Source organism: Lachnoclostridium phytofermentans ISDg (assembly GCF_000018685.1).
Taxonomy (GTDB): domain Bacteria; phylum Bacillota; class Clostridia; order Lachnospirales; family Lachnospiraceae; genus Lachnoclostridium; species Lachnoclostridium phytofermentans.
The window spans coordinates 3,500,001-3,522,780 of sequence record NC_010001.1 but is presented as its reverse complement, the minus strand read 5'-3'; the positions used below and the strand labels follow the sequence as shown (position 1 = coordinate 3,522,780).

22 protein-coding genes and 1 other RNA gene are annotated in these 22,780 nt (G+C 33.2%); 20 read left to right on the top strand and 3 right to left on the bottom strand.

The genetic code is table 11. From position 1 onward, the window contains the following. Positions 1–85 precede the first annotated feature (85 nt). The 7 genes from CPHY_RS14865 (at position 86) to CPHY_RS14835 (ending at position 9,559) form a co-directional block, all read left to right on the top strand. Positions 86–967: an EamA family transporter gene (locus CPHY_RS14865; RefSeq protein ID WP_012200881.1), complete on the top strand. Its 882-nt coding sequence runs from the start codon at positions 86–88 to the stop codon at positions 965–967. A gap of 243 nt (positions 968–1,210) precedes the next feature. Further along, complete coding sequence (locus CPHY_RS14860) at positions 1,211–2,566, top strand: MATE family efflux transporter (protein ID WP_012200880.1); 1,356 nt, start codon at positions 1,211–1,213, stop codon at positions 2,564–2,566. Between the two features lie 272 nt (positions 2,567–2,838). Further along, positions 2,839–4,383 (top strand): 2,3-bisphosphoglycerate-independent phosphoglycerate mutase, encoded by a 1,545-nt coding sequence (gpmI, locus tag CPHY_RS14855; RefSeq protein ID WP_012200879.1) that lies wholly within the window; start codon positions 2,839–2,841, stop codon positions 4,381–4,383. A gap of 79 nt (positions 4,384–4,462) precedes the next feature. Then, positions 4,463–4,708, top strand: a complete 246-nt coding sequence (gene secG, locus CPHY_RS14850) for a preprotein translocase subunit SecG (protein WP_012200878.1) — start codon at positions 4,463–4,465, stop codon at positions 4,706–4,708. Between the two features lie 553 nt (positions 4,709–5,261). After that, positions 5,262–7,412, top strand: a complete 2,151-nt coding sequence (gene rnr / locus CPHY_RS14845) for a ribonuclease R (RefSeq protein WP_012200877.1) — start codon at positions 5,262–5,264, stop codon at positions 7,410–7,412. 22 nt (positions 7,413–7,434) lie between these two features. Further along, on the top strand, positions 7,435–7,899 hold the full coding sequence (gene smpB / locus CPHY_RS14840) for an SsrA-binding protein SmpB (protein WP_012200876.1): 465 nt from the start codon (positions 7,435–7,437) through the stop codon (positions 7,897–7,899). A 13-nt stretch (positions 7,900–7,912) separates the two neighbouring features. Further along, on the top strand, positions 7,913–9,559 hold the full coding sequence (locus tag CPHY_RS14835) for a putative manganese-dependent inorganic diphosphatase (RefSeq protein ID WP_012200875.1): 1,647 nt from the start codon (positions 7,913–7,915) through the stop codon (positions 9,557–9,559). A gap of 255 nt (positions 9,560–9,814) precedes the next feature. Here the strand turns inward: CPHY_RS14835 and CPHY_RS14830 are convergent, their stop codons facing one another. Then, a complete protein-coding gene (locus CPHY_RS14830; protein ID WP_012200874.1) occupies positions 9,815–10,018 on the bottom strand; it encodes a cold-shock protein in 204 nt (67 codons plus the stop codon). A gap of 400 nt (positions 10,019–10,418) precedes the next feature. On the opposite strand from CPHY_RS14830, the gene CPHY_RS14825 reads away from it, so the two are divergent. The 4 genes from CPHY_RS14825 to CPHY_RS14815 all read left to right on the top strand — a co-directional run bounded on the left by CPHY_RS14825 (position 10,419) and on the right by CPHY_RS14815 (position 13,221). Further along, entirely contained in the window at positions 10,419–11,723 is a 1,305-nt protein-coding gene (locus CPHY_RS14825; RefSeq protein WP_012200873.1) for an ATP-binding protein, read from the top strand. Between the two features lie 55 nt (positions 11,724–11,778). Then, positions 11,779–12,354: an accessory gene regulator ArgB-like protein gene (locus CPHY_RS14820; RefSeq protein ID WP_041703713.1), complete on the top strand. Its 576-nt coding sequence runs from the start codon at positions 11,779–11,781 to the stop codon at positions 12,352–12,354. Positions 12,355–12,461: 107 nt separating this feature from the next. Further along, complete coding sequence (locus CPHY_RS21800; RefSeq protein WP_157668731.1) at positions 12,462–12,584, top strand: AgrD family cyclic lactone autoinducer peptide; 123 nt, start codon at positions 12,462–12,464, stop codon at positions 12,582–12,584. Positions 12,585–12,810: 226 nt separating this feature from the next. Then, the gene (locus tag CPHY_RS14815) at positions 12,811–13,221 is read left to right on the top strand and encodes a response regulator (RefSeq protein ID WP_012200871.1); all 411 of its coding nucleotides are present in this window, start codon (positions 12,811–12,813) and stop codon (positions 13,219–13,221) included. Between the two features lie 137 nt (positions 13,222–13,358). On the opposite strand, the gene CPHY_RS14810 is transcribed toward CPHY_RS14815, so the two are convergent. Further along, positions 13,359–14,309: a helix-turn-helix domain-containing protein gene (locus CPHY_RS14810; RefSeq protein WP_012200870.1), complete on the bottom strand. Its 951-nt coding sequence runs from the start codon at positions 14,307–14,309 to the stop codon at positions 13,359–13,361. A 197-nt stretch (positions 14,310–14,506) separates the two neighbouring features. On the opposite strand from CPHY_RS14810, the gene CPHY_RS21795 reads away from it, so the two are divergent. Both CPHY_RS21795 and ssrA read left to right on the top strand, forming a co-directional pair. Continuing rightward, on the top strand, positions 14,507–14,659 hold the full coding sequence (locus tag CPHY_RS21795) for a hypothetical protein (RefSeq protein ID WP_157668730.1): 153 nt from the start codon (positions 14,507–14,509) through the stop codon (positions 14,657–14,659). A gap of 780 nt (positions 14,660–15,439) precedes the next feature. Next, positions 15,440–15,776, top strand: a transfer-messenger RNA (tmRNA) gene (gene ssrA / locus CPHY_RS21340). Positions 15,777–16,010: 234 nt separating this feature from the next. Here the strand turns inward: ssrA and CPHY_RS14805 are convergent. Further along, positions 16,011–16,571, bottom strand: coding sequence for a thymidine kinase (locus CPHY_RS14805; RefSeq protein WP_012200869.1), 561 nt, complete (start codon positions 16,569–16,571; stop codon positions 16,011–16,013). A gap of 337 nt (positions 16,572–16,908) precedes the next feature. Here CPHY_RS14805 and CPHY_RS14800 point away from each other — a divergent pair, with 337 nt between their 5' ends. The 7 genes from CPHY_RS14800 to CPHY_RS14765 all read left to right on the top strand — a co-directional run bounded on the left by CPHY_RS14800 (position 16,909) and on the right by CPHY_RS14765 (position 22,460). Continuing rightward, positions 16,909–17,721 (top strand): peptidylprolyl isomerase, encoded by an 813-nt coding sequence (locus tag CPHY_RS14800; protein WP_012200868.1) that lies wholly within the window; start codon positions 16,909–16,911, stop codon positions 17,719–17,721. 53 nt (positions 17,722–17,774) lie between these two features. Next, on the top strand, positions 17,775–18,074 hold the full coding sequence (locus CPHY_RS14795; protein WP_012200867.1) for a hypothetical protein: 300 nt from the start codon (positions 17,775–17,777) through the stop codon (positions 18,072–18,074). Positions 18,075–18,394: 320 nt separating this feature from the next. After that, positions 18,395–19,069, top strand: a complete 675-nt coding sequence (locus CPHY_RS14785; protein WP_012200866.1) for a response regulator transcription factor — start codon at positions 18,395–18,397, stop codon at positions 19,067–19,069. Continuing rightward, positions 19,069–20,568, top strand: coding sequence for a sensor histidine kinase (locus tag CPHY_RS14780; RefSeq protein ID WP_012200865.1), 1,500 nt, complete (start codon positions 19,069–19,071; stop codon positions 20,566–20,568). Before CPHY_RS14785 ends, CPHY_RS14780 begins: the two co-directional genes overlap by 1 nt. 95 nt (positions 20,569–20,663) lie before the next feature. Continuing rightward, entirely contained in the window at positions 20,664–21,356 is a 693-nt protein-coding gene (locus CPHY_RS14775; RefSeq protein WP_012200864.1) for a hypothetical protein, read from the top strand. Positions 21,357–21,397: 41 nt separating this feature from the next. Beyond that, a complete protein-coding gene (locus tag CPHY_RS14770; RefSeq protein ID WP_012200863.1) occupies positions 21,398–21,787 on the top strand; it encodes a PH domain-containing protein in 390 nt (129 codons plus the stop codon). A gap of 388 nt (positions 21,788–22,175) precedes the next feature. Continuing rightward, positions 22,176–22,460 carry a hypothetical protein gene (locus CPHY_RS14765; RefSeq protein WP_012200862.1) on the top strand — a complete coding sequence of 95 codons (285 nt, stop codon included), beginning with the start codon at positions 22,176–22,178 and terminating at the stop codon, positions 22,458–22,460. The last annotated feature ends 320 nt before the right edge of the window (positions 22,461–22,780 follow it).

Genomic DNA, 22,780 nt, shown 5'->3' with positions numbered 1-22,780 from the left:
TACAAAAAGGAAATCAATTCAATTAGTGCATTGAAGCGAATGGGTGGAAAGGATAACATATTGTTTTTCAATATGTAAGAAGGGTATGTGGATATTATTTGCATTTTTATCAGCGTTATTTGCAGGCTTAACGGCTATTTTAGCGAAGTGTGGAATTAAAAATACAGATTCTAATGTTGCGACTGCATTAAGGACGATTGTAGTTCTCATCTTCTCATGGATTATGGTATTCCTTGTGAATAGCCAAGGGGGTATTGGTAATATAGCCGTTAAGACCTGGATATTTTTAATATTGTCAGGAATATCTACTGGTGCTTCATGGCTTTGTTATTTTAAGGCATTACAACTTGGAGATATTAATAAAGTAACTCCAATCGATAAGTCTAGTACGGTATTAACGTTTTGTTTCGCTTTTTTATTTCTTCATGAAAGTGTAACTGTAGTAAAAGCTATTGCTTATATCATAATCGCAGCAGGTACCTACCTGATGATAGAAAAAAAACGAAGTGAAAAGAATAAGAGCAGTGAAAAAAATAGGAGCAGTGAAAGACATGCATGGATCTTATATGCATTTGGTTCTGCAATTTTTGCCAGTTTAACTTCTATACTTGGGAAAGTTGGAATTGAACATATCGATTCGAACCTTGGAACTGCGATCCGTACCGTTGTTGTATTAATCATGGCTTGGATCGTGGTGTTTGTAACCAAAAAGCAAAATACTATAAAAAATATAGATCGGAAAAGTTGGTTGTTTTTAATCTTATCAGGTCTTGCAACAGGTGGTTCCTGGTTATGTTATTATCGAGCACTACAGACTGGCCCAGCGAGCGTAGTTGCACCTATTGATAAATTAAGCATCGTAATTACCGTTGCATTTTCTTATTTTGTTTTTAAAGAAAAACTGAGTAAAAAAGCCTTCATTGGATTAGCTTTCATTGTACTGGGGACGTTTTTACTACTGCTCTAATAAAGAAGAGATATAGTTGAGTAGGAATCGTCAAAATACAATATAGCTTAGTTACTCTTATGTTACGTGAGTTTTAGGTCTATAAAAAGTGAAAAACTTTAGGGCTATAAAAAGTGAGAAACTTTAGGTCTACAAAAGTGAGAAACTTGACATATTGAAATAAGGGGTCTAAAATTACGGAAGGGTATGGTTTAGTATCCTTCCGTAATTACGTATCAAGACAGAAATAGGGTGGAAGATAAGATGGCACAAACGAATGATTTTTCCAAAGGAAGCGTAGTTGGAAATATAATAAAACTTGCAATCCCAATGACTTTAGCACAGCTAGTAAATGTTCTATATAATATTGTAGACAGAATGTACATAGGTTTGTTGCCAAAAGATGCTACATTAGCATTAACCGGTATGGGTTTGACACTCCCTATTATTACAATCATCATTGCTTTTGCGAATTTGTTTGGTATGGGTGGAGCCCCACTATGTTCCATAGCAAGGGGAAGAGGGGATAATGAAGAAGCGGAAGCGATTATGGGAAACTCTTTTGCTTTACTTCTAAGTTCCGGATTATTTATTACTCTTGCTTGCTTTCTGCTAAAACGGCCGATGTTATATTTATTTGGGGCAAGTGATGCAACTTACCCATTTGCTAATCAGTATATTTCGATTTATCTGCTCGGTAGCGTCTTTGTTATGATAGGACTAGGGATGAATAGCTTTATCAATGCCCAAGGTTTCGGAAAAATTGGTATGTATTCCGTAATAATTGGAGCAATAACGAATATTTTTTTAGACCCAATTCTCATCTTTGTATTTGACATGGGAGTTCAAGGTGCTGCAATTGCTACCGTAATATCACAAATGATTTCTGCATTATGGATCTTAAAATTTTTAACTGGAAAAAAGACAATTTTAAAGTTAAGACGAAAAACAATGAAACTATCTCTCCAACGAGTCAAGGCAATCACCGGACTTGGAATGTCTGGATTCATTATGTCAGCAACCAATGGAGCAGTTCAGATTGCTTGTAATACCACATTACAAAGCTATGGCGGAGATTTGTACGTGGGCGTAATGACGGTAATCAATTCTGTTCGTGAAATCATCAGCATGCCTGTAAGCGGAATTACAAACAGTGCGCAACCTGTGATGGGATTCAATTATGGAGCATCAGAATATAAACGTGTAAAAAAAGCAATCAAATTCATGGCGGTAACATCGATTTCCTATACTTTAGTTATGTGGGGGCTACTGAATTGGTTTCCTGAATTTTTCATACGCTTATTTAATCATGAGCCGGATTTAATAAAAGCAGCGGTACCGGCTATGAAAATTTATTATTTTGGATTCTTCATGATGTCGCTTCAATTTGTAGGGCAAGCAACCTTTGTCGCTCTTGGAAAATCAAAATATGCGATTTTCTTTTCCTTATTAAGAAAAGCAATTATTGTTGTTCCATTAACACTTTTATTACCTCGAGTTGGACATCTAGGGACGAATGGAGTTTTCTTAGCGGAACCAATTTCAAATTTTCTTGGAGGAACTGCCTGCATTGTAACAATGTTATGTTCTGTATGGAGAGAATTAGGGAATAAGTCATAAGGTATAAATGGGATGAAATATGATTTCAAAACTTCCAACCATCACGATAATTAGAAACGTCGGAAGGAATAACGGACATAGAAGGAATAATGGACATAGGAGGAATAGCGGACATAGAAATCCTCTTGACTAATGAATAATTCATGTTATGATAGTAAAGAATGAAGTGGTGCATTTGCTAAAATTTTAACAAATGAAAAGAGCACTACATCGGAAATACTTGACCGTTTGAAGTTTTGACATAATTCTAATGAACAAAAGGAGAATAAATTATGAGCAAAAAACCGACCGTACTTATGATACTTGATGGATATGGATTAAACGAGAAGACAGAAGGTAATGCAATAGCATTAGCCAAAAAGCCTGTTCTTGATAAATTGATGAAAGATTATCCATTTGTAAAAGGTAATGCTTCTGGGATGGCAGTTGGTCTTCCAGAGGGACAGATGGGAAACTCTGAAGTTGGACATCTTAATATGGGTGCCGGAAGAATTGTATATCAGGAGTTAACCCGTATAACAAAAGAAATTCAAGATGGTGATTTCTTTGAAAATACTCAGTTAATAAAAGCAGTAGAGAATTGTAAAAAGAATAATACAGCACTTCATTTATTCGGATTATTATCGGATGGTGGTGTTCATAGTCATATTACACATCTTTATGGATTATTAGAGCTTGCGAAGAGACATGGCTTAGAGAATGTTTATGTACATGCATTTTTAGATGGTAGAGATACTGCTCCAACCTCTGGTAAGAGCTTTATGGAAGCTTTAGAAGCTAAAATGGCAGAGCTAGGAGTAGGTCGTATTGCATCTGTAACTGGACGTTACTATGTTATGGACCGTGACAATCGTTGGGACCGTGTAGAAAAAGCATATGCTGCTTTAGTGGATGGCGAGGGTGTAGAAGCTGCGAATGCAGTAGAGGCAGTAGCTGCTTCTTATGCAGAAGGCGTGAATGACGAGTTCGTTTTACCTACTGTAGTAGTTAAGGATGGTAAGGCAATTGCTCCTATTAAAGCAAATGATTCTATAATCTTCTTTAACTTCCGTCCTGACCGTGCAAGAGAAATTACAAGAGCATTCTGTACAGATGATTTTGACGGCTTTGTTCGTAAGAGCGGAAGATTACCTCTTACTTATGTTTGTTTCTCAGAGTATGATGTTACAATCCCTAATAAGAGCGTAGCATTTGAAAAGGTTTCAATTACAAATACATTTGGAGAATACCTTGCTGAACATGGAAAGACTCAGGCTAGAATTGCTGAGACAGAGAAATATGCTCACGTTACATTCTTCTTTAACGGTGGTGTGGAAGCACCAAATGAAGGAGAGGATCGTATCCTAGTGAATTCTCCCAAAGTTGCAACTTATGATCTTCAGCCAGAGATGAGTGCGAATGCAGTAGCGGATAAGTTAGTAGAAGCAATCACATCACTAAAATACGATGTGATCATCGTTAACTTTGCTAACCCAGATATGGTTGGTCATACTGGAATCTCTGATGCAGCGATCAAGGCAGTAGAAGCAGTGGATGCGTGTGTAGGTAGGGCTTATGATGCACTTCTTTCTGTTGATGGACAGATGTTTATCTGCGCAGATCATGGAAATGCAGAGCAGTTAGTAGACTATACAAATGGAGAGCCATTTACAGCTCATACTACAAATCCAGTTCCATTTATTTTAATAAACTACGATGATTCCTATACTTTAAGAGAAGGTGGCTGTTTAGCTGATATCATTCCAACCTTAATTGAAATGATGAAGATGGAACAACCAAAAGAAATGACTGGAAAATCTTTATTAATCAAAAAATAAATTCCAAAATCAGTTACTACTTGTCTTATTTCCGCGATTGTGGTAAAATATTCAGTGTGACTTTTAGGAGGTGTTATTGATGGAAATATTAAGAGCGATAGTTACAGTTTTATACGTTCTCATCTGTTTAGGATTAGTAGTTGTTGTATTAATGCAAGAAGGTAAGTCTGCAGGACTTTCTGGTTCAATCAACGGCGTTGCAGATACTTATTGGGGAAAGAACAAAGGACGTTCCATGGAAGGCGCGCTTGTTAAGATTACAAAGCTTTTAGGAGCACTTTTCATCGTTATTTCTATAGTTCTCAATATGAATTGGGGATTGTAGAAAATTGATTGCACATAAGTAAAATGTAAAGCGAGAATAAGTGGATGATTCCAAAGAGAAGCATGTTAGCTTCCAGGTGGAGTTCCATTTGTTCTCGTTTTTTTAGGTTATAGTTATACTTTTCACTTTTTTCTTTTGCTATAGCACATGTCATGTTATAATGGAAGAGCCCAAAATAGAGTATATTTTGAAAAGGTAAAAGAAATTATTTAAATCACGTATTTTAATTCAGAAGAATTAAGTTTCTGTTGATTTTGATTATAATAAAGCTACATAAAACGAATAATAAAAGAAACAAGAATTAATATAACTTATGAGAAGATGCGAAGCTGATTCTGATAAACCAGATTCTAGAAAAAGGTGCGTTCTTTGCACCGTAAATCCGATTATCGGAATACGTTACTGGTTCCGATAATATAGCTTCTCATTAGTTAGTGATTTTATTATATCATTACTTATGATACAAAAAATAAGTTCTGTAACAGTGTAAAACGAAAAGGAGTTTAAACATCTTGATTTATATGTGTGCTAAAGCACATAGATGGGAGTTAGAATGGAAAAAGAAATATTAAATAATAAAAAAGAGTTATTGCTTCAAGTAATAACAGACAGATCTTATCGTCCAATGAAGTTTCGAGAACTTTCAAGTTTACTTCAAGTTCCAAAGGATGAGAGAGATGATTTAAAAATAGTTATGGATTCTCTGATATCTGATGGGAAGATTATGCTAGATGGGAATGGAAGATATAAAGAAACGAATGGTAATATAAAAACGGGAATATTTTCTGGTACCACAAGAGGCTTTGGATTTGTTAAAATAGAGGGGGAAGAAAATGAAGAAGATATCTTTATCCCAGAAAGCGAAACCAAAGGTGCATTGAATAAAGACCGTGTACAGATAGCGATCTTTGAAGAACAAAGTGGAAGACGAAGAGAGGGAGCGGTTATCAGTATCCTAGAGAGAAACGTAACTGAACTTGTTGGAACCTTCCAAAAAAGCAAGAACTTTGGATTTGTTATTGCTGACAATACAAAGTTTAATAGTGATGTTTTTATTCCTAAGGAACATACCAAAGGCGCAGTAAATGGCCATAAGGTATTAGTACAGCTAACGGATTACGGTAGCGAAACAAAAAATCCTGAGGGTAAGATTATAAAAATTATTGGTCATATCAACGACCCTGGTGTTGATGTTGTATCGGTAATATTAGAAAATGGATTGCCAACAGAATTTCCAGACGAAGTAATGAAACAGGTAGAACGTATTGGGGAAGAAGTAAGCAGTGCAGATATTGGCGGAAGAGTAGATCTAAGAAATCTACAAACAGTAACCATAGACGGCGAAGATGCTAAGGACTTAGACGATGCAATCACATTATCTAAGAAAGGTGATATCTATCAATTAGGTGTTCACATTGCAGACGTTAGTAACTATGTTACAGAAGATTCTCCACTTGATAAGGAAGCATTAAAGAGAGGAACCAGTGTATATTTAGTAGATAGAGTAATTCCAATGCTTCCTCACAAATTATCGAATGGTATATGTTCCTTAAATGCGGGCAGTGACCGTCTTGCATTATCCTGTATGATGGAGATAGATGAAAAAGGAAATGTGGTTGGTCATCGAATTGCAGAAACGGTGATTAATGTTGATCGAAGAATGACCTATACTTCTGTGAAAAAGATCATAGAGGATCATGACGAAGCAGAGATAGAAGAGTATAAAGAACTTGTTCCAATGTTTGAATTAATGTTAGAATTAGCAGATATACTTCGTGAAAAGCGTAGAAAGCGCGGTTCCATTGACTTTGATTTTCCGGAAAGTAAGATTATATTAGATTCTGATGGTAGACCTACAGATATCAAGCCATATGAAAGAAATAAAGCAACGAAGATTATTGAAGATTTTATGTTAATTGCCAATGAAACTGTTGCAGAAGATTTCTTCTGGCAAGAGTTACCGTTTGTCTATCGTACTCATGAGAACCCAGACTTAGAAAAGATACAGAAGCTTAGTGTATTTATCAATAATTTTGGATATACCATGAGAATCGGGCAGGATGAAATTCATCCAAAGGAATTGCAGAAACTACTAATTAAGATTGATGGTAAGCCTGAGGAAGCATTAATTAGTAGATTGACACTTCGTAGTATGAAGCAGGCAAAGTACACCACGACTTGTGATGGACATTTTGGTTTGTCTACCAAATACTATTCTCATTTTACTTCTCCAATCAGACGTTATCCAGACCTTCAGATTCATAGAATTATAAAGGAAAACTTACGTGGAGGTTTAAAGGAAAAACGAATCAATCATTATGAGAGCATATTAAATGAGGTAGCTAGGCAATCAAGTTTAGCAGAACGTAGGGCAGATGAGTCTGAAAGAGAAGTAGAAAAACTCAAGAAAGTTGAGTATATGAGCCAATTTATTGGGCAAACCTTTGAAGGAGTAATCTCAGGAGTTACTTCTTGGGGTATGTATGTGGAACTTCCGAATACAGTAGAAGGTATGATTCGACTTGCAGATATGCATGATGATTATTATATTTATGATGAAGAACATTATTTGTTAACAGGAGAGCATACCAAGAAAATCTATAAATTAGGAGAGGCTGTCGTTATCCGAGTTGAGGATACTGACAAACTGATGCGGACGATTAATTTTTCTATCGTAGGTAGGGCAAATCGCATCGAAGAATAAAAAGAATCAGGGGGAATAGGACATGGCAAAAGAAGGTATTAAGCTAATTGCAAATAATAAAAAAGCCAGATTCGACTATTTCATAGAGGAAACGTATGAAGCTGGTGTCGTATTACACGGCACCGAAGTAAAATCCCTACGTATGGGAAAATGCAGTATTAAAGAATCCTTTATGCGTATTGAAAATGGGGAAGTTTATGTTTATAACATGCATATAAGCCCATATGAAAAAGGAAATATATTTAACAAAGATCCATTGCGTGTTAAAAAGTTATTACTTCATAAATTTCAGATAAATAAAATTGTTGGTCAGATCCAGCAAAAAGGATATACTTTGGTTCCGTTAACGATTTATCTAAAAGATAGTCTAGTAAAGATGGAAATCGGAGTAGCTAGGGGTAAGAAGCTCTATGACAAGCGACAGGATATTGCAAAGAAAGATCAGAAAAGAGAAGCGGAGAAAGACTTTAAGGTAAAGAATCTCTAGCAGGAGGATATGTATGATAACAAATGCGAAAAAAGTAATAGTAATTGGCCATAAGAATCCAGATACAGATTCCATCTGTTCTGCAATCTCTTATGCAGCATTAAAACGTAAATTAACAGGTAATGACTATGTAGCAAAACGTGCAGGACAGATTAACTCGGAAACTCAATATATTCTGGAACGATTTAAAATAACACCACCAGAATATGTTGCTGATGTTAAGACACAAGTACGTGATATTGAGATAAGAGAAACAGAAGGAGTTGACGATACCTTATCCTTAAAAAAAGCATGGAGTTTAATGAGGAAAAATAATGTTGCAACTCTACCAATTACGGAAAAAGGAAAATTAAAGGGTATTATTACGACTGGTGACATCACTACATCTTATATGGAAGTATATGATAATCGTATTCTAGCAGAAGCAAAGACTCCTTACATTAACATCTTAGAAACGCTGGAAGGTACTCTTTTGGTTGGTGACGAGCATACAATCTTTGAACAAGGAAAGGTATTAATTGCCGCTGCAAATCCAGACTTAATGGAAGATTATATAGAAGAGAATGATTTAGTTATTCTAGGAAATCGTTATGAATCTCAGCTTTGTGCAATTGAGATGAAAGCAGGTTGTATTGTAGTATGTGAAGGTGCTAAAGTTTCTATGACTATCATGAAACTGGCAAAGGAAAGAGGCTGTACGATTATAAGTACACCACATGATACGTATACAGTTGCAAGATTAATGAACCAGAGTATGCCAATCAGTCAATTTATGATTCAAGATAATTTAATCACCTTCCGTACGGATGCTTACGTTGATGAGATAAAGAACGTAATGGCAAAACAAAGAAATCGAGATTTCCCTATTCTTGATCATAAAGGAATTTATCGTGGAATGATTTCTAGACGTAACTTATTGAATATGGAAAGAAAACAAGTGATTATGGTGGATCATAATGAGAAAGACCAGGCAGTGGACGGAATTGAAGATGCAGAAATCTTAGAAATCATTGATCATCATCGTCTAGGTACCATTGAGACAATGAAACCAGTATTTTTCCGTAATCAACCACTTGGCTGTACAGCAACGATTGTTTATCTGATGTACTGCGAAAATCGTGTTGAGATAGAACCATCGATTGCAGGACTTCTATGTGCAGCTATTATTTCGGATACATTAATGTATCGTTCACCAACTTGTACTAAGTTTGATATAGAGGCAGCAGAACATCTTGCAAAGATTGCGGGAGTTGATGTAACAGAATTTGCAGGAGAGATATTTGAAGCAGGAAGTAATTTAAAATCAAAATCAGCAGATGAAATTTTCTATCAAGACTATAAAGATTTCTCTGTAGGAGATACAACCTTTGGTGTAGGACAAATTAACTCTTTAAATGCTTTAGAACTTTCAGAAATCAAGGATCGTTTATATCCATATCTTGAGAAGGCAAGAGAAGAGCATGGAGTAGATATGATATTCTTTATGTTAACAAATATTATACGTGAATCAACGGAATTACTCTGTGTTGGTTCCATGGCAAATCAAGTAGTTGAGAACGCTTTTCATGTTAAGGAAGTCTCCAATGGGTATAAGTTAGATGGTGTGGTATCAAGAAAGAAACAGTTGATTCCTGCGATTGTTGCAGCAATGCAAGAATAATGTGAATCAAAATTGTGTAGTAAGAAGTTTATAACTTTTAGCTTAACAATATTTCATGACAAGTGAAAGTATGTTTCACGAACTTTCCTTGTCATAAAAAAAAGAGCAACCCAAGTTATGGTTTGCTCTTTTTTTATGCGAAGGATGATCACTCACACTTCAGGTTCAAATACGAAGTGTATTCTCCTAGAGAAAGAGTCTCCGTCTTCAAGCTATTGCTTGAAGACGGAGACTCTTTCTTAAATCTTTATTCGATTATGCAATGCTAACGTTAGTTGCCTGCATACCACGAGCGCCTTTAGTAATCTCGAAAGTTACATTCTGACCTTCTTCTAAAGACTTAAAGCCTTCAGATGCAATACCGGAAAAATGTACGAATACATCTTCACCAGTCTCGCTATTTGTGATGAAACCAAAGCCCTTCTGTGCATTGAACCATTTTACTGTACCCTTGTTCATAAGATACCTCCTAAAATATTGAATATTTGACAGCTTGCTGTCTTTTGAACAATAAAGAAACTTTACAGTGACCTTACTGTCTAAAACTAAAAAGCGACTGCACTTAATGCTTACGAGTGATTAGCTCATAAAAAAATCACATATTTTTGTAAATCATTAAATGTTAATGACTTACAAAAATATGTGAATCAAAATCGCATTTATATTACCCTCTAACTATAACATAGTAAAGAAGAGAAGTCAATTACAAAATAAGGTAAAATGAATTTATTATTTTTTATTATTTTTATTAGTAAATGTCAGTTATTGCTTTGACAAAATTAATCAAAAAAGGTAGAATATAGAAATAGTGTAATCTATTTAGATGTTAAAGGAATTAGAAAATAGGTGGGAATTACATATGTTGCATGATACAATTTTTTTATTAATAGATTGTCTAGTACTAGCGTTTTTTATACGCTCTTTATTTCGTAAAAAAGGAATTTGTCGATTAGCAGGATTTACAATTGTTTCATTTGGTTTGTCATATTATAAACTAAACATGGATATGAATTTACCTTTTTATATGGGTGAAATACTTATGATATTTATACCGGTAGCTGTTATCATTATCTTAACTTATTGCTTATATCAGCGTAACCTTGTGGTATCTATAACTACCGGAATTTTAATAACTGTCGTAATTGTTTTCTTACAGATTTTAGCTCTATTAATTACTAATTTTTCACTTTATTTATTATCTATTACATTATCGATAGAAATTCATCGTGATATTTGTCAAATATTATATATGCTTGGTATGTTGATTACAGCTTATTATATGTGGATAAATCAAGATAATATCTATGAGAAAGTAATAAGATATTGTGAAACGAAGAGCGAAAGAACCCAAAGATATGTAAAATACATCAAGTTTGGTATAACGTTATTTCTTATGCTAACGTTTACTGTTTTGGGAGAAGGAATTTATGATAAATTGGGAATTAGTAATGAATCATTTATGTTAATCTGTTTTACGATACTTCTTGCCGCAACAATTTTTTTATTAACCTATTATGAATCTATTATCACAAGCTATAGGAATCGTCAAATTGAAGAGAGAAATAAATTAAACGAGATTCATCAGGATTTTGTCGATAATATAAATTACTTCGGCCATAGTTACAATAATATGATGCAGGCTGTGAACTTCTTTGTAAATTGTGAAGAACTTAAAATTGAGGATGTCCGAACAGTTTTAAAAGACTTACTGGAATGGGATGAAAAAAATAAAATAAATTATAAGTTAAAATATATTAATATTCCAAACACTGTGGTAGCCTCAATATTAAGTATGAAACAAGATTATGCTAGGGAATTAGGTGTGAACTTAAAGGTTATTTATGATGGTAGCAGCAATGTTAAAATAAATTCCAAAATATTTGTGGATCTAATCAACATTATTGTAGATAATGCGATTGAAGTTGCACACTTCACTGAAGACAAGACGGTTTATATCAATCTAATATTTGATGATAATCGATTCGAATTTACTACTAAGAATTTCAAGAACTATGATAAAAACGGTAAGTTATTAAAGTACGGAACATCAAAACATATTGGTCTTAGAAACATTGAAGAAATGGTAAGAAAAAATATAAGTATTAATTACGATATTATTGATGGCGAGGGAGAATTTGAGATACGACTTATCATAAATAATTAGTGTACTTCGGATTAAGGAACGTAATTTGTGATGATGCTTATAGGAGGCTGTATAATTGAATCATTTTACTTACAATAATTTAGAACAATTATTAATTACAACTAAGGGGTATGAACCCATAAGAGCTAAACGTGCCGTTTACCAAACAAAAAATTTTCTACGCAGCTTAATTTATTCGCTTCTAATTGCGTTTATATTTTTTTGGTTTCATTGTTTGAAAGAAGCTGTGCTAGTAATGATTATCCTTAAGTTATACCGGGGTTACTCTGGCGGTATACATGTTAAAAATTATATGCTATGTTTTTTCAGTTCCTTACTATTAGTATGTGCTATCATTGTGATAACCAAAGCATTACCATTGACAATCGAACTAGAGATAATTTTGTGGTTGATTAATCTTATTTTATGGTATCGATATGTACCCCAAGGTACATATGCAAGACCGATTCGTAAGATGGAACTAAAGAAAGAGTTGAAATTTAAATTTTTTATCGCTATGGTACTTACCTTCTCTATTCGTTTTCTTTGGATGGAGATTTATAGTATGTGTTTATTCTCGATGTTACTTATATTATCACTAACTACTCCAATGGCGTACAAGATTTTCAAAGTTCAGCATGATAGAATATAATATAATAATATTGTTAAAAGTAACCAATAAAGCACTTGTTAAATTATGTAAGAGGTGCTAAAATGAGCTTGTACATTAATGTATAATTAATAAAGGAGGTTATTTATATGACAAAGCTTTTATTATTAGCTGTAACAGCATTTGTAGCAATTGCAGAGGCAACTTCTGTTTATCCATGCTTAATATGGATTTTGGGCCAGGATGAAATGCCAGAGGAATTAATTGAATAATCTGGTAAGATATTTGGAAGCAGAGCCTAACATTGTAAAACATGTAGGCTCTGCTTTTTAGGAGTGCCCAATAATATGCACTCATCATTTGGGTTCTGCAAGGCGAAATATAAAGGAAACTCAATTGAATTATTTAAGTATTTCTGTTATTATGGTATTATAAATATCATCTTAATAAAAGTAGCTTTATAAAAAAATGAATTTATGTTGAAATGAGGTAGCAGACTTGAATATATTAATTGTTGATGATGTAGCTTTTATCCGAATCGGTATAAAATCTAGTTTAAGCAAGTATAGAAATTTATATATGTTTGATGCTGGAACCTATGAAGAGGCAGTTAAGATCTTAGACGAGGAAAAGATAGATCTTATCTTTCTTGATCTGAATTTAAATACTAATTCTCAAACAAAATTGGAACATGAAAATGGTTTAGATATTGTTCGGTACTTAATGGAGAAGGAAATAGATATGCCTTATGTTGCGATTTTATCTGGAACAGTGAATGAATCAAAGATGAGAGAAGCATACAATCTTGGGATAACGAATATAGTTTCCAAACCGTTTAGTACTGAAAGTTTGATGAGTATAATAGATGAGGTGCATGATGTGATGTATCAGGTACCTTTGCCGAGGTAATGAAAACGATTTAATACATATATGACAAAAACCGTGCAATCCATGCATGGATTTTACGGTTTTTGTTATATATTACTTTTTTATTCGTACTTTTATTTATGTAATTTCTATTCGCACTTTTATTTTTCGTAACGTTTCTAGTCATACATTTTTATTTTTAATAACTCTGGATAATCTTCCTTCATAATTTGCTCACAGCTTCTTAATTCCTTAGTATCTCCCTGTAATAAGTATAGCCCCATACAGATGTCGTAAGAGGCCCTTGCTTCTTCATATCTATTGAGTGTATATAATACACGCATTTTTTGCCTAACTATATTAGTTAAATAATAGGAGCAATTATGCTTATTTGCAAATACAATTCCTTTATCAAAATAACTTAGAGCCATTCTATACTCCTTTAATATAGTTTTTTGTGTACCCATATTATAGGAAGTTGATAAATATAGTTGTTTTACAAATTCTATTGAGGATTGATAATAAGAAAAGTTTAATGCTACTTTCTTTTCGATGTCGATTAATATCTTATTCCATATATCAATAGATAAATCCAATTTTCCTAATTCATTTAGATAACACCCAAGATTATGATATAAATTCAAACCAATACTTGAGCTGATTTTACCATATAATCGATTTTTACTAAAACTTGGATCTTCAATATGTAATCCATTAATACAATACTGTACCGCTTGGTTATAATCTTTTTTGCTGTGGGCACATAACGACTTATAATAGTATATGAACTGAAGATTTTCACCCTTTTTAAATTCAGGGTAATTTTCAAATCTGTTTATAAGTTTCTCTAAATCATCATACTGACCACCTTTAATTAAGACATCTGCTTCAGTTTTTATTGTATTTGCTTGCAATGTTTGATCGCAGTATATAAGTTTATAATAAGCAATAAGGTCATAATTTAAACGATGGGAAAGCAGCTGAACTAGGTACATCGAAGGTTCTGAAGTATTATTTTCAATTCTCACATATTGTCTTAAAGAGCAGATATCTTTACATGTTTCTACTTGTGTCATATTATTTGTTTTTCTAATTTCTTTTAATAAAGCTCCAAATGTAGTTGTTATCATTAAATCACCCCAATGTGACATACTTGTCAATTTTCAAGACAGAAATAATATACTAAAATAAATAAACATAAAGGAAATTATTAAATCACCCCAATGTGACATACTTGTCAATATCCATGGCAAAAATTATATGCTAAACTCAATATAACATAAAGGAAATCAATAAATCAATCAAATTATATTATAAGGAGAAGGGTATGGGGAAAAAATTATTAGTAATTTTATCAGTAGTTGTGTTGGCAAGTAATTTATTATGTTTTGCATCAGTTTCAAATGAAACTAAATCTACAAATCAAATTCAATTATGCGATCAAGCAGGTCTTATTGTAAACTTACCAGTTAAGTTATGATAAAATATTAATTGTTACAATTTTCTTTACCATTCATTTGATTACTAACTATTAGTTACAGCGAGATAAGAAACAGCAAGATAGGAAACATCATGATGAGGAAATGTTAAGATGTCTGTTATAGAATGTAAAACAATACCAAAATTACAGTAGCATTATTACATACGATACATTATCAGATTTACTGGTGTTGGGGAATCCTATGTTGATCAAGAGCTAGAAACAATTCCGGACAATAGAAAAAACATGGTATAAAAATCTTGAGGGGATAAAATTTATATAGATAGATGAAAAAAACATATCAGGAAAAAACATGTCAGGAAAAGGACTAGTCATATTTCATAAAATTAAAAACATGTTGCAAGTAGTAACACAGTAAGAGAAATTTATTAAAAGAGTTAATAATCTGTTTCTTCGAGATCAAAGTGATTCGTTTTTTGAGAGAGCAGAGGTAAATAATAAACGGGTAACCTATAAGGTGAATAAGAATATTGCAGGATGGAAAATTCATCGCTTGATGTTTCAGTTGGCTGTATATATGATAACTGACTCAAGAAATCCTGAATTCCATGCCAGATAAATGGACAAGGGAAATATTCAATAACTAATTTAGCCCCCAAAGTATATTCATACATGTGACGGCTGCAGTCTTCGATAACACGAAAAGCTGCAGCTGTTATTATAATATTGTAAAAAAAACTACAGCCTAATATCTATTGACAAAAAGTTAATACTATACTATAATAAGCTCACACCTCAAAATAGGTACTGTAATAATTTGGGGATGTACCGGTTTCGACAGGGGTTTTGAAATTGGAGAAGCAAGTCGTAGGCATGCGTTAAATCCACAATAAATATAAACGCTAACGATAATTTAGCATACGCTGCCTAATGGCAGCTGTCTGACTTAGAGCACCTATACTTTAAGACCCAGGCATCGACTATGTAGGAAACGACTCATACAAAGCTTTGAGTATGTGGGCGTAACATGAAGCTACTGAAATCAGAATCGTGTTGATTCGAGTCTGACGTAGGGAATGTTAAAAGATCAACTAAACTTGTAGAAGTACAATGGAAGGGCTTTTGGACACGGGTTCAACTCCCGTCATCTCCACTAAAGCATGAGGATAGAAAGATTATGTAAATATCTTTTTGTTCTCTTTTTTTATGTAAAAAATTATCTAGATTACAATATTAATTAAATAAGTAAAAGCAACCTCGCAAACTTTTCCTTCCATAAATAAAAGTGTTAGAGATGCAAAAAATTTGCATACCCTAACACTAATAGTTACAGAAACAATATGGTGTATTAGATTACCTAAGAATATATATATAATAATTTAACATTCTCTTATTTTTTTGTTAGATTATTATAGCAATATTTACACATCGCTCTATATTTATCATTTCCTCCTATGTCAACTTGTTCGCCACGAGTAATTACATTACCATGTTCATCAAAGCGAACATTCATCGTTGCTCTACGACCACAGGCACAAACAGTTTTAATTTCCTGTAAACTCTCAGCAAGCTCAATCAATCTTTGGCTTCCTTCAAAAAGACGTTGTTGAAAATCCGTCAACAAACCGAAACATAAGACATTGTTTTGAAAAGAAATATCATATAGTTCATCGACTTGATCTTTCGTTAGAAATTGAGCTTCATCAACCATAATAATATCAGCAGGATTTTTTTGAAAAATATCCTTAATAGAATCTAATGGCTTAACCATAATGCATTCTGCTTCAATTCCAATCCTTGATTTAATAATTGATTTTCCTTCTCGGTCATCTATGGAAGGTTTTAATAATAAAATATTAAAGCCCTGTTCCTCATAATTATGGCGTATCATCAGAAGATTCGCTGATTTACTGCTATTCATGCAACCGTATTTAAAATATAATTTTGACATCCATACCTCCGTGGTAGAAAGAAATTCGAGTTCTTTCTGATTAACCATCTAACTAGATTAAAACTCCTTCTAAATATATTAGCATGAAAACTAGGAATCGAGGGAATTCTTAGAATGGTAACCAAACGCTTTTGTACATCCTATTTAATTTGTACTCATATGGAAATTATTCTACCATTAGTGTATAGAATAAGCAACTGTTTACTTCCGTTGTATTTTCCAAAAAAATATGATACGATACAAAAGTAAAAAGGTGACAGTATGATTACTTATGAAACTAACGTTAATCAAACATTATTATACTAAATAAATAAGAAAAAAATAAAGGGAGAATACCATGCATAAGAAATTAGGAATTATGATATTATGTGGAGCCATAGCGATTAGTTTAGTGGGATGTGGTTTAATAAACAAAGGAAACAGTGAGGGTAAATCCTCCATCACTCAAGAGGAACCAGGCAAGGAAGGTGTTGTAGAGGAACCGACTCTTACCCAAGAAGCAAAAAAGTTATATCAGTTTAAAGATGTTAAGAAAGGTGATACAATTGCCGAAATTAATGTGAAAGATTATGGCACGATGAAGATAAAATTATTCGGGAAGGAAGCACCAAAAGCAGTAGAGAACTTTGTAACACATGCAAAGGATGGGTATTATGATGGAGTTACGTTTCATCGTATCATAGAGGAGTTTATGATTCAAGGTGGTGATCCATTAGGAACAGGTTTTGGTGGTGAAAGTATCTACGGTGAACCATTCGAAGACGAATTCTCTAATGATTTATATCCTTTCCGTGGTGCTCTTTGTATGGCAAATAGTGGATCGAATACGAATGGTAGTCAGTTCTTTATTGTACAAGCTGATTCAGAACAGGTCAATCTTTTAAAGGATTTAGCAAAGGAATATTATGATTTATCCTTTATAGATTATGTACAAAAGGCATATGGCGTAAAATTATCTTCAAACGAGTTGAATCAATTTATAACCTATGGTGGTACCCCTTGGTTAACCAGGAAACATACTGTATTTGGACAAGTCATAGAAGGATTTGATGTGTTAGATGCTATCGCAAATACCGAGAAAGCTGACGATCAAGGAACTCCAAAGAATCCAGTTGTGATAGAAAATATAAAAATTTCTGAAGTTGAATAAAGAAATTCTTTTTAAAAACATAATTCACATTTTGTAAAAAGGGGGAATAAGGATTGTTTGAGTTTGATGGATATAGGTATGCAACTGTGAAAGAGATGGACTTAGCCAAGAAGGAGGCTGAATCAATTGCTTATATTAAAGGTAGAACTGACTTTAAGGACAGAGAAAAGCTGAAAAAACTATATGAAGGATTAATCGAAAAGCAATCATTTGTTACTCCGACCGGAATCAATTTTCTTAGGGAAGTACAAAGAGAACTGAATGCATTCTCTGATAAAGCGGTGAGCCCGGTGTTTGTAACAGTACCAACGGAGATGAAAAAAGGTTCCTATGTACGTAGCACATCTTTTTAACAGACGTCTGAGGTACAGAAAGAAGCAAAAAAAGATATATTACAAGCGAAACTAAGAAATTTGCGTATCATCAATGCTTTTTTAATTTTAATTATAATTGGAATGTTCGTATCTGTATTACTTAGTAAGAACTCTCCTTTTACAGATGCTGAGATAAAGATTCGAGATAAGTATTCAGCATGGGAGAAGCAATTAACAGATAGAGAAAATGCTATACTTGAAAAAGAAAAAGCATTGCAGGAGAAAGAAAACTAAGTTTAAGGTTTTCACAAATTCTACATAGATATTTGTTATGCTGTAGAAAAGAGTGGAGGGACAATATGGAACGCCTAAAAGTTTTAGTGGTAGATGATGAAAGCAGAATGCGTAAATTAGTAAAGGATTTCCTTTCTCGAAGTAACTATGATGTATTAGAAGCAGAGAATGGGGAGCAGGCAGTTGATATATTCTTTGAACAAAAAGATATATCCTTAATTATTCTTGATGTGATGATGCCAAAGATGGACGGATGGCAAGTATGTAAAGAAATCCGTAAATATTCTAAGGTCCCAATCATTATGCTTACTGCAAAAAGTGATGAGAAAGATGAATTATTAGGTTTTGAATTAGGTGTTGATGAATATATTTCGAAACCATTTAGTCCAAAAATCTTAGTTGCGCGTGTAGAAGCCATTGTACGTCGATCAATACAAACTTTGGATGAGACTATGGAAATTGGTGGTATTGTGATAGATAAGGCAGCGCATGAAGTTAAGATAGATGATTTAGCGATTGAGCTTAGCGTTAAAGAATTTGAACTATTAACCTATTTTATAACAAATAGAGGAGTTGCTTTATCCAGGGAAAAGATTTTAAATAATGTATGGAATTATGATTACTTTGGAGATGCTAGAACCATTGATACTCATGTGAAAAAACTTCGCAGTAAAATGGGAGATAAGGGTGATTATATCAAAACCATCTGGGGTATGGGTTATAAATTCGAGGTGGTATAATGAAACATTCCTTACGATTGAAAATAACATTTTTACTTACTATATCGCTGGCATTAACGATTTTTTTGTGCTGGGGATTAAATAAATCCTTTTTAACTGATTACTATCAGTATAGTAAGATAAAATCTTTGGATTCAGTATTTTATGAGGTTAATAATACTTTCAATGAAAGCAGTCAAAAAGGTTTAACTCAAGAACAATTAGTAATGATGGATAGTATGATTTCGAAAAACAATGCAAGTGCATATATCTCAGATATGGATTTAGGATTGGTATATCGATCGAATGGAACTGATCGTGACACTCAACGAGTAAAGAAATCAATGAAAGCGTACTTATACGGAAATACGCCAGATACATTAATTGATAAAATAAAATGGATTAAAACCGTTGATAATAAATACGATATTTATATCCAACATGATGCATTGATGCAGATGAATTATATTGACTTGATTGGAATATTAGATACTGGATTTATCGTATTCATACGAACTAACATGGAAAATCTTCAGGCGAGTTCTGCGATATCCAATAATTTCTTAGCTTATGTCGGAATTTTTGTAACTGTTGTTGGTACGATAGTTATGTACTTTATTAGCAGAAGTTTCACGAAACCTATTTTGGTATTAGAAAACATCGCCAAGAAAATGTCAAACCTAGATTTTAATGCGAAGTATGAAGGAAAGTCACAAGATGAAATTGGACAGCTTGGGAATAGCATTAATATGCTTTCTGAAAAATTAGAGCAAACAATTTCTGAATTAAAGGTTGCGAATATTGAATTACAATCCGATATTGAAGATAAAGTACAAATTGACGAGATGAGGAAGGAATTCTTATCAAATGTCACTCATGAACTAAAAACACCAATCGCTCTCATACAAGGGTATGCAGAAGGTCTTAAAGATAATATTTCGGAGGATGAACAGAGTAGGGAGTTTTATTGTGAAGTCATTATTGATGAAGCAATGAAGATGAATAAGATGGTAAAAAAACTACTCAGTTTGAATCAATTAGAATTTGGTAATAATCAGCCGGAAATTATTCGTTTCGACATTGTATCTCTTATTAATTCTGTGATTCAATCGACAGATATCCTATGCAAGCAAAAAGAGATTAGGATAATCTTTGAAGAAAAACAGCCATGTTATGTATGGGCAGATGAATACATGATTGAAGAAGTAGTGACGAATTACGTAAGCAATGCGATCAATCATGCAGATGGTGCTAAAATAGTTGAAATCAAATTGATTCATATGGAGAATGTAGTTCGTGTAGCAGTTTTTAATACTGGTGAGTTAATTCCAGAAGAGGATTTAGAAAAAGTATGGATTAAGTTCTATAAAGTAGATAAAGCAAGAACACGAGAATATGGTGGAAATGGTATCGGTTTATCCATCGTAAAGGCTATTATGAATGCACACAATAAAGAATGTGGTGTTGTAAACCACTCAAATGGTGTTGAATTTTGGTTTGAATTAGATATTACATCATAACTTTGATATTCGTTGCCGAACCCAGAAAAAAGTGTTATGATGAGAAAAACAATTGAGTGATAAAAAATATAGAATTTACTTCCATAGGAGGAGATATGTTGAAAAAAAGATTATTGCTATCTTTAGCAGTAGTTTCTATGTTTGGATTAACCGGTTGTGCCAGCTCAATTCGGCTAACGGAAAATGAAAATAATATTATTGCGGAATATCTATCGGGTGTATTATTAAGTCAACAAAGGTCTTATGACCAAGCATTAATTGAACCATCACCTACACCAATACCTGTAGCAACCGTAACCCCAACTCCTAGTGCTGAAAAGCCTAGTACAGTTTCTAATAAGGGAAATACAAATGGTCATCAAACAGGAGCTAATATTCAAGCGAATTCGGATTTTACCGAAGTAATTGGGATTAAGAATCTAACAATAGAATACACTGGTTATGATATAGTAAATAGTTTTTCGGATGAGTATTTTTCCTTAGATGCTTCCAAGGGTAAGCAGTTGATGGTAATTAAGTTCAATGTAAAAAACACATCGAAGAATGCAACAAAACTTCAATTAACAGATGCAGGGATCCAGTATCAGTTAGATATCGATATGGGTACGATATTGAAGCCACAGTTAACATTTATATTAAATGATTTGCGCTATATAGACTTGGAAATTGGAGGCAAAGAAACGAAAGAGGCTATCGTGATCTTTGAAGTGCCTAAAAAACAAGAGATGAAAGCAGCGAATCTCATAATTTCAAAGGATGAGAAAACTGCAATCATTAAACTGAAGTAGTGAAGTTTTAGTGCAAGTATATGTTAGTGGGGGAGTGTAACATGGAAGTAGTTTATAAGGAGAAGAAACGTACAAAGTTGTTTGGTTTACCATTGCACTTTGTTACATATCGCATTGGACCAGATAAAATCAACATTCAGAGTGGTTTTTTAACTATAGTTGAGGATGATGCGTATATGTATAAAGTTCAAGATGTAAGACTAACACGTAGTTTTTTGGAAAGAGTTTTTTGCCTTGGTACTGTTACCTGTTATACTGGAGATAAGACCCACCCAGAGCTTAAGCTAATACATATACGTAAGAGCTCTAGCATAAAGGACTATTTAATGGAAGCTTCAGAAGAAGCTAGAAGAAAACGTAGGGCCATGCATATCTTAGACGGACAAGAACAAAAAGATGTGGATGAGGATGACGTGGAAGATGAATACTAGATATTAGTACTCTTTACTATAGAAGTGATGGGAACTGGATATTAGTACTCTTTACTATAGAAGTAGATAGAACTAGATATTTATATTCTTTATTTTGATAACAAAGATGGAAAATATATTTAAATTATGAAAAGGGTGCTATCTAAGTAGTGATGATTTCATTATATAGATAGCATCCTTTTTACATTGATAGGTTTTTGATATAATCCTGTTTGTTATTTACTCAACTTTTCTTTCAATTGACGAGAATATGAATAATCCCAATGCATCTGTAAAAGAACGTATCATGGATTCGGGGGTTTTGTATGGACATTCTAGAAACTCTATAGTACAATAAGGTGGATGGTATGCGCCCTTAACTGAGGGATAGTAAAAAGGAGGTATTTTCATGGTTGAGATAAGAATTGAGAGTTGCCCATTTTGTGGAAGTAATGAGATGGGGTGGGGATATCAAAGTGCTCAAGGTGCCGTTATGACTGGAAAATCAGGATATGCTGGTTCTAAAGTGGAGCATTTGATTTGTACAGAATGCGGTAGCATAGTACATAGTAGAGTTGCTAAACCAGAACTCTTTAAAAATGTTATCAAGGATAAAGCTAAGCCAAGAATAAGAAGACGTAAGGCAGCAAAAGTAAATGAAACTAATTCAGATGTAGCAACCATGGATAAATAGTGTTACTTATACCATACATTAAATTTCATAAGAATAATAGATTGAGTTGTAATTAGATTCCGTTGGTGTGTAATTTTATTACATAGATATAAGGTATATAGATATAAGGTATATAGATATAAGGTATATAGATAGTCGGTATATAGATAGTCGGTATATAGATATAAGATATATAGATAGTAGGTATATAGATATAAGATATATAGATATATAGATATATAAGTTATTGTTTCAAAATATATAGTAAACAAAGAGAATAATTTATATAGAAGGTACTTCCTTAGTATTAAGGGAGTATTTCTTTTTATCCGTATGTTTTT

Coding starts and splice junctions, on each gene's coding strand:
- CPHY_RS14780 (WP_012200865.1), top strand. CDS start 19,069: ATGAAACATTCCTTACGATTGAAAATAACATTTTTACTTACTATATCG.
- CPHY_RS14765 (WP_012200862.1), top strand. CDS start 22,176: ATGGTTGAGATAAGAATTGAGAGTTGCCCATTTTGTGGAAGTAATGAG.
- CPHY_RS14770 (WP_012200863.1), top strand. CDS start 21,398: ATGGAAGTAGTTTATAAGGAGAAGAAACGTACAAAGTTGTTTGGTTTA.
- CPHY_RS14805 (WP_012200869.1), bottom strand. CDS start 16,571: ATGTCAAAATTATATTTTAAATACGGTTGCATGAATAGCAGTAAATCA.
- CPHY_RS14785 (WP_012200866.1), top strand. CDS start 18,395: ATGGAACGCCTAAAAGTTTTAGTGGTAGATGATGAAAGCAGAATGCGT.
- CPHY_RS14800 (WP_012200868.1), top strand. CDS start 16,909: ATGCATAAGAAATTAGGAATTATGATATTATGTGGAGCCATAGCGATT.
- CPHY_RS14860 (WP_012200880.1), top strand. CDS start 1,211: ATGGCACAAACGAATGATTTTTCCAAAGGAAGCGTAGTTGGAAATATA.
- CPHY_RS14825 (WP_012200873.1), top strand. CDS start 10,419: ATGTTGCATGATACAATTTTTTTATTAATAGATTGTCTAGTACTAGCG.
- CPHY_RS14865 (WP_012200881.1), top strand. CDS start 86: ATGTGGATATTATTTGCATTTTTATCAGCGTTATTTGCAGGCTTAACG.
- CPHY_RS21800 (WP_157668731.1), top strand. CDS start 12,462: ATGACAAAGCTTTTATTATTAGCTGTAACAGCATTTGTAGCAATTGCA.
- CPHY_RS14810 (WP_012200870.1), bottom strand. CDS start 14,309: ATGATAACAACTACATTTGGAGCTTTATTAAAAGAAATTAGAAAAACA.
- gpmI (WP_012200879.1), top strand. CDS start 2,839: ATGAGCAAAAAACCGACCGTACTTATGATACTTGATGGATATGGATTA.
- CPHY_RS21795 (WP_157668730.1), top strand. CDS start 14,507: ATGGGGAAAAAATTATTAGTAATTTTATCAGTAGTTGTGTTGGCAAGT.
- secG (WP_012200878.1), top strand. CDS start 4,463: ATGGAAATATTAAGAGCGATAGTTACAGTTTTATACGTTCTCATCTGT.
- CPHY_RS14830 (WP_012200874.1), bottom strand. CDS start 10,018: ATGAACAAGGGTACAGTAAAATGGTTCAATGCACAGAAGGGCTTTGGT.
- rnr (WP_012200877.1), top strand. CDS start 5,262: ATGGAAAAAGAAATATTAAATAATAAAAAAGAGTTATTGCTTCAAGTA.
- CPHY_RS14775 (WP_012200864.1), top strand. CDS start 20,664: ATGTTGAAAAAAAGATTATTGCTATCTTTAGCAGTAGTTTCTATGTTT.
- smpB (WP_012200876.1), top strand. CDS start 7,435: ATGGCAAAAGAAGGTATTAAGCTAATTGCAAATAATAAAAAAGCCAGA.
- CPHY_RS14835 (WP_012200875.1), top strand. CDS start 7,913: ATGATAACAAATGCGAAAAAAGTAATAGTAATTGGCCATAAGAATCCA.